Source organism: Streptomyces glaucus (genome assembly GCF_039533365.1).
Classification (GTDB): domain Bacteria; phylum Actinomycetota; class Actinomycetes; order Streptomycetales; family Streptomycetaceae; genus Streptomyces; species Streptomyces glaucus.
Genome location: NZ_BAAATK010000024.1, coordinates 1 through 15,201 on the forward strand (window position 1 = coordinate 1; position 15,201 = coordinate 15,201).

At 74.6% G+C, this 15,201-nt stretch carries 14 protein-coding genes; 6 read left to right on the forward strand and 8 right to left on the reverse strand.

The features are described from left to right. On the forward strand, positions 1–1,312 hold a 1,312-nt coding region (locus tag ABD363_RS18780), incomplete at its 5' end, for a hypothetical protein (RefSeq protein WP_344604972.1). Between the two features lie 98 nt (positions 1,313–1,410). On the opposite strand, the gene ABD363_RS18785 is transcribed toward ABD363_RS18780, so the two are convergent. Next, positions 1,411–1,767, reverse strand: a complete 357-nt coding sequence (locus tag ABD363_RS18785; RefSeq protein ID WP_028422454.1) for an iron-sulfur cluster assembly accessory protein — start codon at positions 1,765–1,767, stop codon at positions 1,411–1,413. A 261-nt stretch (positions 1,768–2,028) separates the two neighbouring features. Between ABD363_RS18785 and nadA the strand changes: the two genes are divergently transcribed. After that, the gene (gene nadA, locus ABD363_RS18790) at positions 2,029–3,213 is read left to right on the forward strand and encodes a quinolinate synthase NadA (protein WP_344604981.1); all 1,185 of its coding nucleotides are present in this window, start codon (positions 2,029–2,031) and stop codon (positions 3,211–3,213) included. A 64-nt stretch (positions 3,214–3,277) separates the two neighbouring features. Here the strand turns inward: nadA and ABD363_RS18795 are convergent, their stop codons facing one another. The 5 genes from ABD363_RS18795 to ABD363_RS18815 form a co-directional block, all read right to left on the reverse strand. Continuing rightward, positions 3,278–6,382 (reverse strand): efflux RND transporter permease subunit, encoded by a 3,105-nt coding sequence (locus tag ABD363_RS18795; protein ID WP_344604983.1) that lies wholly within the window; start codon positions 6,380–6,382, stop codon positions 3,278–3,280. A gap of 170 nt (positions 6,383–6,552) precedes the next feature. Further along, entirely contained in the window at positions 6,553–7,236 is a 684-nt protein-coding gene (locus tag ABD363_RS18800; RefSeq protein ID WP_344604985.1) for a response regulator, read from the reverse strand. A gap of 13 nt (positions 7,237–7,249) precedes the next feature. Then, complete coding sequence (locus ABD363_RS18805) at positions 7,250–8,455, reverse strand: sensor histidine kinase (protein WP_344604987.1); 1,206 nt, start codon at positions 8,453–8,455, stop codon at positions 7,250–7,252. Positions 8,456–8,594: 139 nt separating this feature from the next. Next, entirely contained in the window at positions 8,595–8,876 is a 282-nt protein-coding gene (pspAA, locus tag ABD363_RS18810) for a PspA-associated protein PspAA (protein ID WP_344604989.1), read from the reverse strand. A gap of 36 nt (positions 8,877–8,912) precedes the next feature. Then, positions 8,913–9,710, reverse strand: coding sequence for a PspA/IM30 family protein (locus ABD363_RS18815; RefSeq protein WP_344604991.1), 798 nt, complete (start codon positions 9,708–9,710; stop codon positions 8,913–8,915). 316 nt (positions 9,711–10,026) lie between these two features. Here ABD363_RS18815 and ABD363_RS18820 point away from each other — a divergent pair, with 316 nt between their 5' ends. The 3 genes from ABD363_RS18820 to ABD363_RS18830 all read left to right on the forward strand — a co-directional run bounded on the left by ABD363_RS18820 (position 10,027) and on the right by ABD363_RS18830 (position 12,539). Further along, complete coding sequence (locus ABD363_RS18820) at positions 10,027–10,626, forward strand: DUF3043 domain-containing protein (RefSeq protein ID WP_344604993.1); 600 nt, start codon at positions 10,027–10,029, stop codon at positions 10,624–10,626. An 83-nt stretch (positions 10,627–10,709) separates the two neighbouring features. Beyond that, entirely contained in the window at positions 10,710–11,411 is a 702-nt protein-coding gene (locus ABD363_RS18825) for a class I SAM-dependent methyltransferase (protein WP_344604995.1), read from the forward strand. A 57-nt stretch (positions 11,412–11,468) separates the two neighbouring features. Further along, positions 11,469–12,539, forward strand: a complete 1,071-nt coding sequence (locus ABD363_RS18830) for a S1C family serine protease (protein ID WP_344604997.1) — start codon at positions 11,469–11,471, stop codon at positions 12,537–12,539. Positions 12,540–12,576: 37 nt separating this feature from the next. On the opposite strand, the gene ABD363_RS18835 is transcribed toward ABD363_RS18830, so the two are convergent. Next, positions 12,577–12,789 carry a hypothetical protein gene (locus ABD363_RS18835; RefSeq protein ID WP_344604999.1) on the reverse strand — a complete coding sequence of 71 codons (213 nt, stop codon included), beginning with the start codon at positions 12,787–12,789 and terminating at the stop codon, positions 12,577–12,579. A 161-nt stretch (positions 12,790–12,950) separates the two neighbouring features. On the opposite strand from ABD363_RS18835, the gene ABD363_RS18840 reads away from it, so the two are divergent. Then, a complete protein-coding gene (locus ABD363_RS18840; protein ID WP_344605001.1) occupies positions 12,951–14,150 on the forward strand; it encodes a bifunctional adenosylcobinamide kinase/adenosylcobinamide-phosphate guanylyltransferase in 1,200 nt (399 codons plus the stop codon). Here the strand turns inward: ABD363_RS18840 and ABD363_RS18845 are convergent. Beyond that, positions 14,139–15,173 (reverse strand): class I SAM-dependent methyltransferase, encoded by a 1,035-nt coding sequence (locus tag ABD363_RS18845; RefSeq protein WP_344605003.1) that lies wholly within the window; start codon positions 15,171–15,173, stop codon positions 14,139–14,141. The genes ABD363_RS18840 and ABD363_RS18845 overlap by 12 nt on opposite strands. Positions 15,174–15,201 lie beyond the last annotated feature (28 nt).

Sequence of the window (15,201 nt, forward strand, 5' to 3'; positions counted from 1 at the left end):
CACCGGGCGCGACGCCGTTCGTGCCGTCCGGTGCGGGGCGTCCGGCGGCGACGGCGCTCCCCCGCCGCTCGCCCTCGACGGCCCCGCACCGGACGGCACGAACGGCGTCGCGCCCGGTGAGCCCGATCCGTACGGCGTCGTCCACCGGGCCGCGGGCGCGCTCCCCCGGGGCCCCGGCTCGGCGCCCGTGTACCGGCCGGCCGGCCGGGTCACCGCGGAGGAGGTGGCGCGGCTGGCGAAGGCCCTCGGCGTGCCGGGGACACCGGTGGCGCAGGGCCGGGACTGGACGGTCGGGGCGGTGAAGGACGGGTCGGGGCCGGGTCTGCGGGTGGCGCGGCAGGCGCCCGGGGCGTGGACGTTCCACCGGTACGCGCCGGGCACCGACGACTGCCGGGGCGCCGCCGTGTGCGCGCGCAAGTCCGGCGGCCCGGTGGGCGAGGAGGCCGCGCGGAAGGCCGCCGCGCCCGTGCTGAAGGCGGTGGGTCAGCACGACGCGAAGGCCGACGCGCGTCAGGTCATGGGCGCCCGGCGGGTGGTGAACGCCGACCCCGTGGTCGGCGGGCTGCCCACCCACGGCTGGACGACCGGGGTGGTCGTCGGCGCGACGGGCGAGGTGGTCGGCGGCAGCGGCCTGCTGAAGGCGCCGGTGAAGGGGGACACGTACCCCGTCCTGGACGCGGAGCGGACGCTGGAGCTGATGAACGCGGCGCCGGCTGCCGACCCGCGCGCGGGCGTCGGCGGCTGCGCCAGTCCCGCGCCGCTGGCGGACGGGGCGCAGGAGCCCTGCGGTCCGTCCGCGGCGGCCCCGGAGCGGGAGACGGCCGTGGTGGAGCGGGCCGTCTTCGGCCTGGCCTCGCACTCCGTCGGCGCGCGGCAGACGCTGGTGCCGTCCTGGCTGTTCGAGGTGCGGGCGCCGGGCGCGCGGGACACCGTCACGGTGACGCATCCGGCGGTCGACCCGGAGTACCTGGCCTCCGCCGCGCCGTCCGGTGGGCCGGCCGAGACGCCGGCCCCCCGGGACGTCCGGGTCGAGGGCTACACCGCCGAGGGCAGGGAGCTGACCGTGACCTTCACGGGCGGGGTGTGCGCCGACTACGCGGCGAAGGCGGCCGAGAGCGCCGGCGAGGTGACGGTCACGGTGACCGAGACTCCGCATCCGGACCGGGTCTGCATCCTGATCGCCCGGCAGTACGAGCGGACCGTGCGGCTGGACGAGCCGCTCGGCGACCGTGCGGTCGTGGGCTCGGACGGCAGCCGGGTGCCGGTGCGGAAGCCGGGGGCGCGGCTGCCGGCGCCGTCCGGGACGCGCTAGCGCGGGCGCCGCGCGTCCCGGGCGCCGGAGGAGCGCGAAGGCGGCGGCCCCGCCGGAGGGGACCGCCGCCTTCGCGTCATGCGTTCGCCGGGCGCGGCTCAGCTGAAGGAGTCGCCGCAGGCGCAGGAGCCCGTCGCGTTCGGGTTGTCGATCGTGAAGCCCTGCTTCTCGATCGTGTCCACGAAGTCGATGGTGGCGCCGCCCAGGTACGGAGCGCTCATCCGGTCGGTGACGACCTTCACGCCGCCGAAGTCCTTCTCCACGTCGCCGTCGAGGGAACGCTCGTCGAAGAAGAGCTGGTAGCGCAGGCCGGAGCAGCCACCGGGCTGGACGGCGACGCGCAGGGCGAGGTCGTCACGGCCTTCCTGGTCGAGCAGGGCCTTGACCTTGGCCGCGGCGGCGTCGGTCAGGATGATGCCGTCGGTGACGGTGGTGGTCTCGTCCGATACGGACATCTACATCTCTCCCGGGTTGTACGGAGACTGCTTGCCGACGGTTGCAACCGGCGGCGCCGCGGATTCATTCCGGGCGAGCCCGACTTTCTCCTCGGCTTGTGTCCTTCATGCTCGCACATGCCCCGGTGCGCGGACAGCGGTCCGGACGGCGGACCGCGGCCGGGATTCACGTCACACCGACACGATGGGCATCGTCAAACTGACATGAACCGGTTATGATAGATAGCGTCAATTCGACGAAAAGTAGAAAGGGTGCGTGTCGTGACCACCGCCCAAGCCCAGGAGCTCGACGTCCAGCCGACGCCCCTCGCCCTGCTGCTCCTCGGCCGCGAGGCCGACCCGAGGAGCGAGCGCGGTGTGGAGTGTCCCGGCGATCTGCCCTCGCCGTCCGACCCGGACCTGGTGGAGCGCGCCCGCAGGGCCAAGGAGAGGCTCGGGGACAAGGTCTTCGTGCTCGGCCACCACTACCAGCGCGACGAGGTCATCCAGTTCGCCGACGTCACGGGCGACTCCTTCAAGCTGGCGCGGGACGCGGCCGCGCGCCCCGAGGCCGAGTACATCGTGTTCTGCGGTGTGCACTTCATGGCCGAGTCCGCCGACATCCTGACCTCCGACGACCAGAAGGTCGTCCTGCCGGACCTGGCCGCCGGCTGCTCGATGGCCGACATGGCCACGGCCGAGCAGGTCGCCGAGTGCTGGGACGTGCTGACCGAGGCCGGCGTCGCCGAGCAGGTCGTGCCGGTGTCGTACATGAACTCCTCGGCGGACATCAAGGCGTTCACGGGCAAGCACGGCGGGACGATCTGCACCTCGTCGAACGCCCGGCGGGCCCTGGAGTGGGCCTTCCAGCAGGGCGAGAAGGTCCTGTTCCTGCCCGACCAGCACCTGGGCCGGAACACGGCGGTGCGGGACATGGGCATGTCGCTGGAGGACTGCGTCGTCTACAACCCGCACAAGCCGAACGGCGGGCTGACCGCGGACGAGCTGCGCGCCGCGAAGATGATCCTGTGGCGCGGCCACTGCTCGGTGCACGGCCGCTTCAGCCTGGACTCGGTCGACGAGGTGCGCGCGCGCATCCCGGGCGTGAACGTCCTCGTCCACCCCGAGTGCCGGCACGAGGTCGTGGCGGCGGCCGACCACGTCGGTTCGACGGAGTACATCATCAAGACCCTGGAGGCCGCGCCGGCCGGCTCCAAGTGGGCCGTCGGCACGGAGCTGAACCTGGTCCGCCGGCTGGCGAACCGGTTCGCGCCCGAGGGCAAGGAGATCGTGTTCCTGGACCGGACGGTGTGCTTCTGCTCCACGATGAACCGCATCGACCTGCCGCACCTGGTGTGGGCCCTGGAGTCCCTCGCCGACGGCAAGCTCGTCAACCGCATCGAGGTCGACAAGGAGACCGAGGCGTTCGCGAAGCTGGCGCTGGAGCGGATGCTGGCGCTGCCGTAGGGCGCGCGGACGTGCGTGAGGGCCGGGTCCCGTCGCGGGACCCGGCCCTCACGCCGTCACACCGTCACGCCCCGGCCGGCTCCAGGGGCCGGTCCGCCTCGGCCTGCCGCTTCCCCGCCCGCTTCGCCGTCCGGCGCTCCTTGCGGAGCTCCAGCATCGCGTACAGCGTCGGGACCAGGAGCAGGGTCAGCAGGGTCGAGGTGATCAGGCCGCCGATCACGACCACCGCCAGCGGCTGGGCGATGAAGCCGCCCTCGCCGGTGATGCCCAGGGCCATCGGCAGCAGGGCGAAGATCGTCGCCAGGGCCGTCATCAGGATGGGCCGCAGCCGGTGGCGGCCGCCCTCCACCACGGCCTCCACCACGCCCCAGCCCTGCGCGCGGTACTGGTTGATCAGGTCGATCAGCACGATCGCGTTGGTCACCACGATGCCGATCAGCATCAGCATGCCGATCATCGCGGGCACGCCCATCGGGGTGCCCGTCGCCACCAGCAGGCCGATCGCGCCGGTCGCCGCGAACGGGATCGACACCAGCAGGATCAGCGGCTGGGCCAGCGAGCGGAAGGTGCCCACCAGCAGCATGAAGACGATCGCGACGGCCGCCAGCATCGCCAGGCCCAGGTTGGCGAACGCCTCGTCCTGGTCCTCGGACACGCCGCCGATCTCCGCCGTCGCGCCGGCCGGCAGCTTCAGCGCGTCGATCTCGGCCTGGAGGTCGGCGCTCACCGCACCCGTGTTGTCGCCCGTCGGCCTGGCCGTGATGGTGGCCGCCCGCTGGCCGTCGATCCGGGTCATCGACACCGGGCCGTCCACCAGCTTCACCGTGGCGATGTCGCCGAGCCGGACCCCGCCCAGGTTCAGCGCCTTCAGCTGCCGCAGCGTCTCGGCCGGCTTCGCCGACCTGACGACGACGTCGCGCTCGGTGTCGTCCAGGACCGCCTTGGCCGCGGTGGTGCCGCGGACGGCCTGGGCGACGGCCGCGCCGAGGGTCTGGTCGTCGAAGCCCGCCGCCGCGGCCTTCCCGTCGGCCTCGACCGAGACGCGCGGCACGCTCTGCGCCAGGTCGCTGGTGACGTCGGTGACGTCGTCCAGCGAGGCCACCGTCTTGCGGACCTCCTCCGCGGCCTCGCGCAGCACGTCCGCGTCGGCCGCCTTCACCACCACTCTCAGGTCCTGGCTGCCGAAGCCGTCACCGGCCGCGATGGTGGTGGTGCCGATGCCCTCCAGCTCGTCCAGGCCCTTCTGGAGGCGGTCCCGGACGTCCTGGGAGGACGCCGAGTCCTCCAGCATCACCTGGTAGGAGGCCTGGTTGGTGTCCGTGCCGCCGCCGAAGGCCGCGAGGAAGCCGGACGAGCCGACCGTCACCTGGTAGTCCTCGACGCCCTCGGTGCCGGCGAGCAGCTTCTCGACCTTCCTCGCCTGGGCGTCGGTCGCGGCCAGGCTGGTGCCGGGCTTCAGCTCCTGCCGGACGGTGAGGACCTCCTGCTCGCCCTGGTCGAAGAAGTTGGTCTTCAGCAGCGGCGCCATGCCGAAGGTGCCGATCAGGACGACGACCGCGATGGCCACGCTGGTCAGCCGGCGCCGGGTCGCGAACCGCAGGACGGGGACGTAGATCCGCTGGAGCCGGCTCCTCGCTTCCTTCTCCTCCGCCAGCCGGCGCGCCTGCTCGGCGTCCTGCGGGGTGCCCTTCGGGGCGCGCAGGAACCAGTACGACAGGACCGGGACGACCGTCAGCGACACCAGCAGGGACGCCAGCAGCGCGGCCGTGACGGTCAGGCTGAACGAGCCGAACAGCTCGCCCACCATGCCGCCGACCAGGCCGATCGGCAGGAACACCGCGACCGTGGTGAGCGTCGAGGAGGTCACCGCGCCCGCGACCTCGCGGACCGCCTTGAGGATGGCCTCCTGGCGTTCCTCGCCGTAGCCGAGGTGCCGCTTGATGTTCTCCAGCACCACGATCGAGTCGTCGACGACCCGGCCGATCGCGATGGTCAGCGCGCCGAGGGTCAGCATGTTCAGCGACAGGTCGCGCGTCCACAGCACGATCAGGGCCAGGACGACCGAGAGCGGGATGCTCACCGCCGTGACCAGGGTCGAGCGGATCGAGGCCAGGAAGACCAGGATCACCAGGACGGCGAAGACCAGCCCGAGCGCGCCCTCCGTGGTCAGGCCCTCGATGGACTTCGACACCGCCGGGCCCTGGTCGCTGACGACGGTGAGGGTGGTGCCGGCGCCGAGGTCCTCGCGCAGGTCCGGGAGCATGTCCCGGACCGCGTCCGAGATCGCGACCGCGCTGCCGTCGTGGTCCATGGTGACCGTGACGGCGAGGCTGGGCCTGCCGTTGGTGCGGGTGAGGGAGTCGGCGCGGGCCTGTTCCTCCTCGACCGTGGCGACGTCGCCGAGGCGCACCGGCTTGCCCTTGCCGGCCTCCCCCTTGACCATCAGGTCCTCGATCTGCTTCAGCGAGGTGAAGCCGCCGCCGACCTGGACGGTGCGGTTGGCGCCGTCCTCGTCGAAGGAGCCGGCCGGCACGGTCGCGCCGCCCGCCTGCAGGGCCTGGACGAGGGACTGCGTGGTCAGGCCCGCCCGGGCGAGTCCGGCCTCGTCCGGGGTGACGACGACCTCGGTGTCCCGTACGCCGTCGACCGTGACCTGTCCGACGCCGTCGATCTCCTCCAGGGCGGGGACGACGGTCCGGTCGAGCTGGTCGGCCAGGGCCTGCTGGTCGCGCTGGGAGGTGACGGCGAGGACCACGGTGGGGATGTCGTCCGTCGACCCCGCGACGACCTGCGGGTCCACCTCGTCCGGGAGCTGGGCGCGGGCCCGGTTGACGGCCTGCTGGACGTCCGCGACGAGCTGCTGGGCGCCGTTGCCGTAGTCGAAGGACGCCATGATCACGGCGTTGCCCTCGCTGGCCGTGGAGGTGACGCCCGAGATGCCGTCGACGGCCTCCAGGCTGTCCTCGACGGGCTCGACGACCTGCTTCTCGACGACGTCGGGAGAGGCGCCCGGGTAGGGCGCGATCACCGACACCATCGGCAGTTCGATGGTGGGCAGCAGTTGCTGCTTCAGCTGCGGGATCGCGATCGCCCCGAAGACGAGCGCGATGATCGACATCAGCCCTACGAGGGCCCGTTGCGCGAGGCTGAATCTGGACAGCCAGGACATGGGTTGGGGGTCTCTCTCCTGTGGACGGCGGACGTGCGGACGGTCGAGGGGCGGAGCGCAGGCGAGCGCCCGCCCCTACACCTTGGGCCATGGGGGACCGCCGATCCGTAGGTCCGAGGTCCATTTCCCGGCGCGGCGCGTACTCCCGCCGCAGTACGCCCGGGCAGGGCTCACTCCACCCTCGGACGTACCAGCCCGGACTCGTAGGCGATGACCACCAGCTGCGCCCGGTCCCGGGCGCCCAGCTTGGTCATGGCCCGGTTGACGTGCGTCTTCACCGTGAGCGGGCTGACCTTCAGCCGCTCGGCGATCTCGTCGTTGGAGTGGCCGCCGGCGACCTGCACCAGCACCTCGCGCTCCCGCCCGGTCAGCGAGGCGAGCCGCTCGGCGCGGGCGGGGTCGCGGCCGTCGCCGGCCGGGCCCTCCTGGGCGAGGAAGCGGGCGATCAGGCCCTTGGTCGCGGCCGGGGACAGCAGCGCCTCGCCACCGGCCGCGACCCGGATGGCGTTGAGCAGTTCCTCCGGCTCGGAGCCCTTGCCGAGGAAGCCGGAGGCGCCGGCGCGCAGCGACTGCACGACGTAGTCGTCGACCTCGAAGGTCGTCAGGATGACCACGCGGACGTGGGCCAGGGCGGGGTCGGCGCCGATCATGCGGGTGGCGGCGAGCCCGTCCGTGCCGGGCATCCGGATGTCCATCAGCACGACGTCGGCCCGCCGCTCCCCGGCCAGCCGCACCGCCTCCGCGCCGTCGGAGGCCTCGCCCACCACCTCCATGTCGGGCTCGGAGTCGACGAGCACCCGGAAGGCGCTGCGCAGGAGCGCCTGGTCGTCGGCGAGCAGGACACGGATCGTCATGCGGGGGTCCTCTTCAGGCACGGGTGCGGGTCTCGACCGGCAGGATGGCATGGACGCGGAAGCCGCCCCCGTAGCGGGGACCGGTGGTGAGGGTGCCGCGCAGGGCGCCGACGCGCTCCCGCATGCCGAGCAGTCCGTGCCCGCCGCCGGAGCCGGAGGCGTCGCCCTGGCCGGGGCCGTCGTCGATCACGGTGACCTCGATGTCCGGCCCGACGCGGACGACGCTGACCTCGGCCCTGGCCCCGGGCCCGGCGTGCTTCTGCACGTTGGTCAGGGCCTCCTGGACGACGCGGTAGGCGGCCAGGTCGACGGCGGCGGGCAGGTCGCCGCCCCGGTCGGCGCGGGCGACCTCGACGTGCAGGCCGGCGCTGCGAAAGGTGCCGACGAGCTCGTCGAGGCGGTCCAGGCCGGGGGCGGGTTCGGTCGGGGCCTCGGGGTCGCCGGACTGGCGGAGCAGGCCGACGGTGGCGCGCAGCTCGTTCAGCGCGGAGCGGCCGGCCTCCCGTACGTGGGCGAGGGCCTCCTTGGCCTGGTCGGGCCGCTTGTCCAGGACGTGGGCGGCCACCCCGGCCTGGACGTTGACCAGGGCGATGTGATGGGCGACGACGTCGTGCAGGTCGCGGGCGATGCGCAGGCGCTCCTCGGCGACCCGGCGGCGGGCCTCCTCCTCGCGGGTGCGCTCGGCGCGCTCGGCGCGCTCGCGGATGGCGTGGACGAAGGCGCGGCGGCTGCGGACGGCGTCGCCGGCGGTGGCGCCGATGCCGGTCCAGGCGAGGATGCCGAGGTTCTCCTGGGCGTACCAGGGCAGGGGGCCGGCGAGCATGGCGGCGCCGGTCAGCACGGTCGTGGTGAGCAGGCCGGCGCGCCAGGTGGTGGAGCGGTCGGTGGCGGAGGCGACGGTGTAGAGGGCGACGACCGCGGACATGGCGACGGGGGCGCGGGGGTCGCCGGTGACGCACTCGACGAGGGAGACGCCGCCGGTGAGGGCGAGGACCGTCCGGGGGGCACGGCGGCGGAGGACGAGCGCGGCGGCGCCGAGGGCCATGAGGACCAGGCTGAGCGGGTCGGGGCTGCGGACGGCCCAGGTGGCGCCGTCCGGTCCGTGCGGGTCGACGAACGAGCCGGCCACCATGCACGCCAGGACGCCGGCCGCCAGGGCCGCGTCCAGCGCCGTGGGGTGCGACCGCAGACGGCGCCGGGCGCGTTCGAGGGTGTTCACGGCTGTTTACGGTAGCGGGGCCGGCCACCGTCGGGAACGGCACCGGTGCACCGCCCCGGGGCACGCGCGGCCCGCTCCGCGCCGGGCCGGGGGCCGCGCGGACGGCGCCGGGAGCCGCCCCCCGGCGCCCCGGGCCGGCTCACGCCTCCGGGATCAGGCCGCCGTCGCTCAGCAGCTCCCGGACCTCCTCCAGGGTGGCGTCCGCGGCGGGCAGGATCAGGTCCGAGGGTTCCAGGGAGTCGTCCGGCAGGGGGTCGCCCAGGGCGCGGACCCTGGACAGCAGGGCCGTGAGGGTGCGGCGGAAGCCGGGGCCGTCGCCGTTCTCCATCTCGGCCAGGAGTTCGTCGTCCAGCTGGTTCAGCTCGGCGAGGTGGCCGTCGGCCAGCCTCACCTGTCCCTCCCCCATGATCCGTACGATCATGTCGCCCTCCTCGGCGTGGGCCCCGGCGGAAGACGGCTACTGCTTGTCGAAGCGCGGGGTGTCCTGCGGCTGCTGCTGGGACTGCGGCTGCTGCTGCGGTTCGCTCGCGCCGCCTTCGATGGCCTGCTGCCCGCCGGCCGTGCCTCCGGCCAGCTCCGCCTTCATGCGCTGCAGTTCCAGCTCTACATCCGTACCACCGGAGAGCCGGTCCAGCTCGGCCTGGATGTCGTCCTTGTGCATGCCGGAGGGGTCGTCCAGGGCGCCGGAGGCGAGGAGTTCGTCGATCGCGCCGGCCCGCGCCTGGAGCTGGGCCGTCTTGTCCTCGGCGCGCTGGATCGCCAGGCCCACGTCGCCCATCTCCTCGGAGATGCCCGAGAAGGCCTCGCCGATCCGGGTCTGCGCCTGGGCCGCGGTGTAGGTGGCCTTGATGGTCTCCTTCTTCGTGCGGAAGGCGTCGACCTTGGCCTGGAGCCGCTGGGCCGCCAGGGTGAGCTTCTCCTCCTCGCCCTGGAGCGTGGCGTGCTGCGTCTCCAGGTCGGTCACCTGCTGCTGGAGCGCGGCGCGGCGGGAGAGCGCCTCGCGGGCGAGGTCCTCCCGGCCCAGGGCGAGGGCCTTGCGGCCCTGGTCCTCCAGCTTGGAGGACTGCTGCTGCAGCTGGTTCAGCTGGAGTTCCAGGCGCTTGCGCGAGGTGGCCACGTCCGCGACGCCGCGGCGGACCTTCTGGAGCAGTTCCAGCTGTTTCTGGTACGAGTAGTCGAGGGTCTCGCGCGGGTCCTCGGCCCGGTCAAGGGCCTTGTTCGCCTTCGCGCGGAAGATCATCCCCATACGCTTCATGACACCGCTCATGGGCTTCGCGCGCCCCCTTCTGACGGACTCCAGCTCCAGCGACTGCGACAGAACCCACAGTACGGGCCCTGCTTCCATTACCGCACTGTTCGGGGACGGATGCGCTCATCCCCGAGGACGACTGCGTGACCTCCTGCTCCGGCGTAGGGAGTAGGTGATCCCCGGGGCCGCCCGGACGTGTGTCCGCAGGTGTACCCGGGGCGTACGCAACGTCCCCTCTGTCCCTTTACCGACGACCGGCGTTGCCGGATCGTTCCCCACGGGGCTGGGGTCCATGCCCGTCCAGCCCTTACCCTTGGGTTTTGTGTTCCGTAGCCGTGTCAAGGAAGAGAAGGCCCCGGCCGCCGACCAGGCGCCGGTGAACCTCTCCAAGCAGCCCCGCGACCCGCAGGCTCCCAAGGGCCGCCCCACGCCCAAGCGCAGTGAGGCCCGGTCCCAGCGCCGCAGCGTCGCCCACACGCCGATGACGCGCAAGGAGGCCGCCAAGCGGCAGCGCGAGGCGCGCCGCGCCGCGCTGGAGCGGCAGCGGCAGGCGCTGGCCACGGGCGACGAGCGGTACCTGCCGGTCCGCGACAAGGGCCCGGTGCGCCGCTTCGCGCGCGACTTCGTCGACTCGCGGTTCAACGTCGCGGAGTTCTTCCTGCCGATGGCCGTGGTCATCCTCGTGCTGAGCATGGTCCGGGTGCCCGCGCTGCAGAACGCCGCGCTGCTGCTGTGGCTGGTCGTGATCGCGCTCATCGTGTTCGACTCGTGCGTCACCGGCTTCCGGCTCAAGAAGCGGCTCGGCGAGCGCTTCCCGGACGAGAACAGGCGCGGCGCGGTCGCCTACGCGCTGATGCGCTCCCTCCAGATGCGCCGGCTCCGTCTGCCGAAGCCGCAGGTCAAGCGCGGGGAGCGGCCCTGACCACGACGCCGTTTTCCCAGGGTGCGGCAGATGCCCGGCTGAGCGGGGCGGGCGGACTGCGGGACGTCGTACGGCAGGAGCTGGTGGCCCGGCAGCTGGAGGAGCAGATATCCGCGCGGTTCCCGGTCGGGCAGCGGCTGCGGGTGCTCGACGTCGGCATGGGGCGGGGCACGCAGGCGCTGCGGCTGGCACGGGCCGGGCACCAGGTGACCGGCCTCGAACAGGACGCGGCGATGATCGCCGTCGCCCGGGAGACGCTGGCCGGGGAGCCGGAGGGCATCCAGGAGCGGATGCGGATCATCGAGGGGGACGGCCGGGAGACCGGCGCGCACTTCCTGCCCGGCAGCTTCGACGTGGTGCTCTGCCACGGGGTGCTCATGTACGTCGAGGAGCCCGATCCGCTGCTGGCGGGGCTGGCGCGGGTGCTCGCGCACGGCGGGCTGCTGTCGCTGCTGGTGCGCAACGGCGACGCGCTGGCGATGCGGCCGGGCCTGTCCGGCGACTGGGCCGGGGCGCTGGCCGCCTTCGGGACCACCGCCTACCGGAACCAGCTGGGGCTGGACGTGCGGGCCGACCGGCTCGGCGCCCTGACGGACACGCTCGCCGGCATCGGGGCGCCGCTGCACACCTGGTACGGCGTCCGGGTCTTCACCGACACCGCGGTCGCCGGGGCCGAGGTGCCGGACGACGTCGAGGCGCTGCTGGCGGTGGAGGAGCGGGCCGGCCGGACGGACCCGTACCGCGGGGTGGCGGCGCTGCTGCACCTGTGCGGGGTGCGGGACTGAGGCCCGTTCGGGCGCTCACCGCGGGCCGGGGCCGCGGCCGGACGGGACACTGCGGGCATGGACGCTTCGCGCAGCCGCGCCCCGCGGCTCCCCCTCCTCGCCGCCGCGCTGGTGTGCGCCGGCGCGCTCGCCGCCGGATGCACCGGTTCCGTCGCGCCGCGCGAGCGGGAGGACACCACCCGGCGGGCCGCCGCGCCGCAGGCGGACAGCGACCTGGAGGCCGACTACCGGCGGGTGATCCGGGACGTGCTGCCGTCGGTGGTGCAGATCCAGGCCGGTGACGACCTGGGCTCGGGGGTCGTGTACGACGGCCGGGGGCACATCGTCACCAACGCGCACGTCGTCGGCGACGAGCGGACCTTCCGGGTGACGACCGCCCACGCCGAGGAATCCCTCGCCGCCACCCTCGTCTCCTCCTACCCGCAGCAGGACCTCGCCGTCGTCCGGCTGGAGCGGGTGCCGGACGGGCTGCGGGCCGCCCGGTTCGGCGACTCCTCGAAGGTCGAGGTCGGACAGATCGTGCTGGCGATGGGCTCGCCGCTCGGGCTGTCGTCGAGCGTGACGCAGGGCATCGTCTCCGCGACCGGACGGACCGTCACCGAGAGCAGCGGGAGCGGCGGTACGGGCGCGACCCTGGTGAACATGGTGCAGACGTCGGCGGCCATCAACCCCGGCAACAGCGGCGGCGCCCTGGTGGACCTGGACGGCCGGGTCGTCGGCATCCCGACGCTCGCCGCGGCCGACCCCGGGCTCGGGGAGGGCACGGCGCCCGGCATCGGGTTCGCGATCCCGGCGTCGACGGTGCGGACCGTGGCCGACCAGATCGTCCGGGACGGCCGGGTCACCGACTCGGGCCGTGCCGCCCTCGGCATCACCGGCCGTACGGTCGTCGACGACGACTACCGGGCCGCCGGGGTCGCCGTCGTCGACGTCGCGGACGGCGGCGCGGCCGACCGGGCGGGCATCGCGCCCGGGGACGTCATCACCCGGCTGGGCGGCACCGCCGTCACCACCGTCACCTCGCTCGCGGAGGCCCTGGCGGCCCGGCGGCCGGGCGAGCGGACGACGGTGACGTTCACCCGCGACGGCCGGCGGGAGACGGTGGACGTGACGCTGGGCGAGCAGTAGCGGAGGGCGGGGGCCGCCCGGCCCCCGCCCGGGGGCCTCAGCCCCGGTCCGCGTGCAGGCTCATCGGCCCGTAGATCTCCGCGCCGTCCTCGAACAGCCGCACCTGGTCCGCGCCGCCGTCCAGCAGGGCCTTCCAGTGCTCCCCGATCCAGGACTCGGCGTCCCCCTGGGTGGTGAACTCCTCGGGCTGCACCGCGGGCTGGACCTCCGTCCCGTCGGCCGTCTCGAACCGCCACGTCCAGTTCGCCATGTACGCCTCCACAATGTGAGCAGCTGCAGAGCGGAAGCCTATGCGCTCCGCCCGGGGCGTGGTCGGCGCGGTGCGGACGGGCCGGTCACCGCGCGGGGCCGGGCCCGCTCCGCGGGGGCCTCGGATGCGCACGCCGTGCGGCGACCGGTGAGAATCGGTGCGTGGATGTGACTCTGCTCGGCACCGGTGCCCCCGCGGGGCTCCCCCGTCCCTGCTGTCCCTGCGCGGCCTGCGCCGTCGCGGTGGGCGCCGACGCGCGCGCGGCCACCGCGCTGCTCGTGGACGGGGCGCTGCTGCTGGACCTGACGCCGGGCGCCGCGCTCGCGGCGGCCCGGGCGGGGCGCTCCCTGGGCGGTGTGCGCCAGGTGCTGCTGTCCCATCCGCACGACGGGCCGGCGCTGGAGGTGCCGGCCGGGCTGCCGCAGCCGGGGCGGGTGCCGGACGGGCGCGAGCTGACGCTGCTGACCGGGCACCGGGTGCGGGCGCTGGCGCTGGACGCGCCGGGCACCGGGTACGCGGTGACGGGCCCGGACGGGCAGCGGCTGCTGTACGTGCCGCCGGGGGCGGCGCCGGCGGGCCTGGAGGAGGCCGGCGCGGCGTACGACATGGTCCTCGCGGACGTGGTGGGGCGGCCGGACGGGCTGGCGCGGCTGCGGGCGGTGGGGGCGGTGGGCCCGACCACGGACGTCGTCGCCGTGCACCTCGACCACGACGTGCCGCCCGGCGCGGAGCTGGCGCGGCGGCTCGCGGCGGCGGGGGCGCGGGCGGTGCCGGACGGCACGACGCTGGTGGTGGGCGCCTACGAGGACGTGCCCGACGTGCCGCGGCGGACGCTGGTGCTGGGCGGGGCGCGGTCGGGGAAGTCGGCGGAGGCCGAGCGGCGCCTGGAGGCCTTCCCGGACGTGCTGTACGTGGCGACGGGCGGCACCCGCGGCGGCGACACCGAGTGGGCGGCGCGGGTCGCCGCGCACCGGGAGCGGCGGCCGGGGTCGTGGCGCACCGCCGAGACCTGCGACCTGGTGCCGCTGCTGGAGGACGACGGGCCGCCGCTGCTCGTCGACTGCCTGTCGCTGTGGCTGACGGACGCGATGGACGCCGTCGGGGCGTGGGACGACGCGGAGTGGGCCGGCGGCGGGGAGCGGGCGCTCAGGCAGCGGGTGCGGGAGCTGACGGAGGCGGTGCGCGCCACCCGGCGGACCGTGGTCGCGGTGTCGAACGAGGTGGGGTCGGGGATCGTGCCGGCCACGGCGTCGGGGCGGCGCTACCGGGACGAGCTCGGGCGGCTGAACGCGGCGTTCGCCGGCGAGTGCGAGCAGGTGCTGCTGGTGGTGGCGGGGCAGGCCCTGGCGCTACGGGGCTGACGCCCCCTTGCGCGCGACGACCCGGTAGGCGTTCGAGAAGGGGGTGCGGCGCAGTACCGGGGCCAGGGCGTGGTCGAGCGCCGAGGCCAGGGCCACCAGCGGGCTGGCCGCGCCGGTCAGGGCCGTCCGCCACGGGCCGTCCGGGGCGGGCAGGGCGTGCGCCAGCGCCAGGGACAGCGCCGCCGCGAGGTCGCAGGGGACGTGTGGGGCGCGGCGGTCGGCGGCCACGATCGTGCAGCCCTGGGCGCGCAGTTCGGCGATCAGGTTGGCCGGGGGCGGCAGGTGCAGGTGGCGGGGGTGGTCGTGCGGGGGCCACCAGCGGCCCAGCAGCGCGGCGAACACGCAGCGGGGGTCGGGGAGTTCGATCAGGAGCAGGCCGCCGGGGCGCAGCACGCCGAGCGCGGCGCGCAGTTCCGCGCGGGGGTCGGGGACGTGCTGGAGGTGGTGGAGCATGCTGACGACGTCGTAGCGGGCGCGCAGGCGGGCCGTGATCCGCGGGTCCGTCAGATGGCCGACGTGCGCCTCCTCGATCCGGCCCGCCGCGCGGGCCTCCTCGACCCGGCCGGTGGGGTCCAGGCCGTCGAAGGCGGTGTACGGGAGGAGTTCCCGCGCGGTCTCCGGGAAGCGGGCGTGGCCCGTGCCCACGTCCAGCCAGCTCTCCGGCTCGGTGAGGCGGAGCATCGCGCGGGCGGCACGGCGGTGCGTGCGGCGCAGGCCGGCGCGGGTGGCGGAGGCCTCCAGGTGCCCCTCGTACACGTCCCGGTGGGCGAAGACCAGGCCCTCCGCGGTCAGCCGGGGGTTCTGGAAGACGTGGCCGCAGTCCCGGCACGCGTCCACCGCGAACGTGCCCGGTGTGCGCTGTTGCGGGTCGCCCGAGCGCAGCCGGGTGCGCAGCCGGGCCGAGCCGCACCAGGGGCAGGTGGCGCGGCGCGGCTCGTGGAAGCGGTCCGCGCCGTCGGCGAGTGCGGCGAGGTAGGCGGCGCGCCGGCGGTCGGCGGCCTGCCGGGCGAGGGGGACGGGCATGGGCGGCTCCCGGCTGCGAGGAGGGACG

Bases quoted from the DNA above. Each gene is read 5' to 3' on its own strand.
- ABD363_RS18845 (WP_344605003.1), bottom strand. From the start codon at position 15,173: ATGCCCGTCCCCCTCGCCCGGCAGGCCGCCGACCGCCGGCGCGCCGCC.
- pspAA (WP_344604989.1), bottom strand. From the start codon at position 8,876: ATGATCGTACGGATCATGGGGGAGGGACAGGTGAGGCTGGCCGACGGC.
- ABD363_RS18830 (WP_344604997.1), top strand. From the start codon at position 11,469: ATGGACGCTTCGCGCAGCCGCGCCCCGCGGCTCCCCCTCCTCGCCGCC.
- ABD363_RS18795 (WP_344604983.1), bottom strand. From the start codon at position 6,382: ATGTCCTGGCTGTCCAGATTCAGCCTCGCGCAACGGGCCCTCGTAGGG.
- ABD363_RS18800 (WP_344604985.1), bottom strand. From the start codon at position 7,236: ATGACGATCCGTGTCCTGCTCGCCGACGACCAGGCGCTCCTGCGCAGC.
- ABD363_RS18835 (WP_344604999.1), bottom strand. From the start codon at position 12,789: ATGGCGAACTGGACGTGGCGGTTCGAGACGGCCGACGGGACGGAGGTC.
- ABD363_RS18785 (WP_028422454.1), bottom strand. From the start codon at position 1,767: ATGTCCGTATCGGACGAGACCACCACCGTCACCGACGGCATCATCCTG.
- ABD363_RS18815 (WP_344604991.1), bottom strand. From the start codon at position 9,710: ATGAAGCGTATGGGGATGATCTTCCGCGCGAAGGCGAACAAGGCCCTT.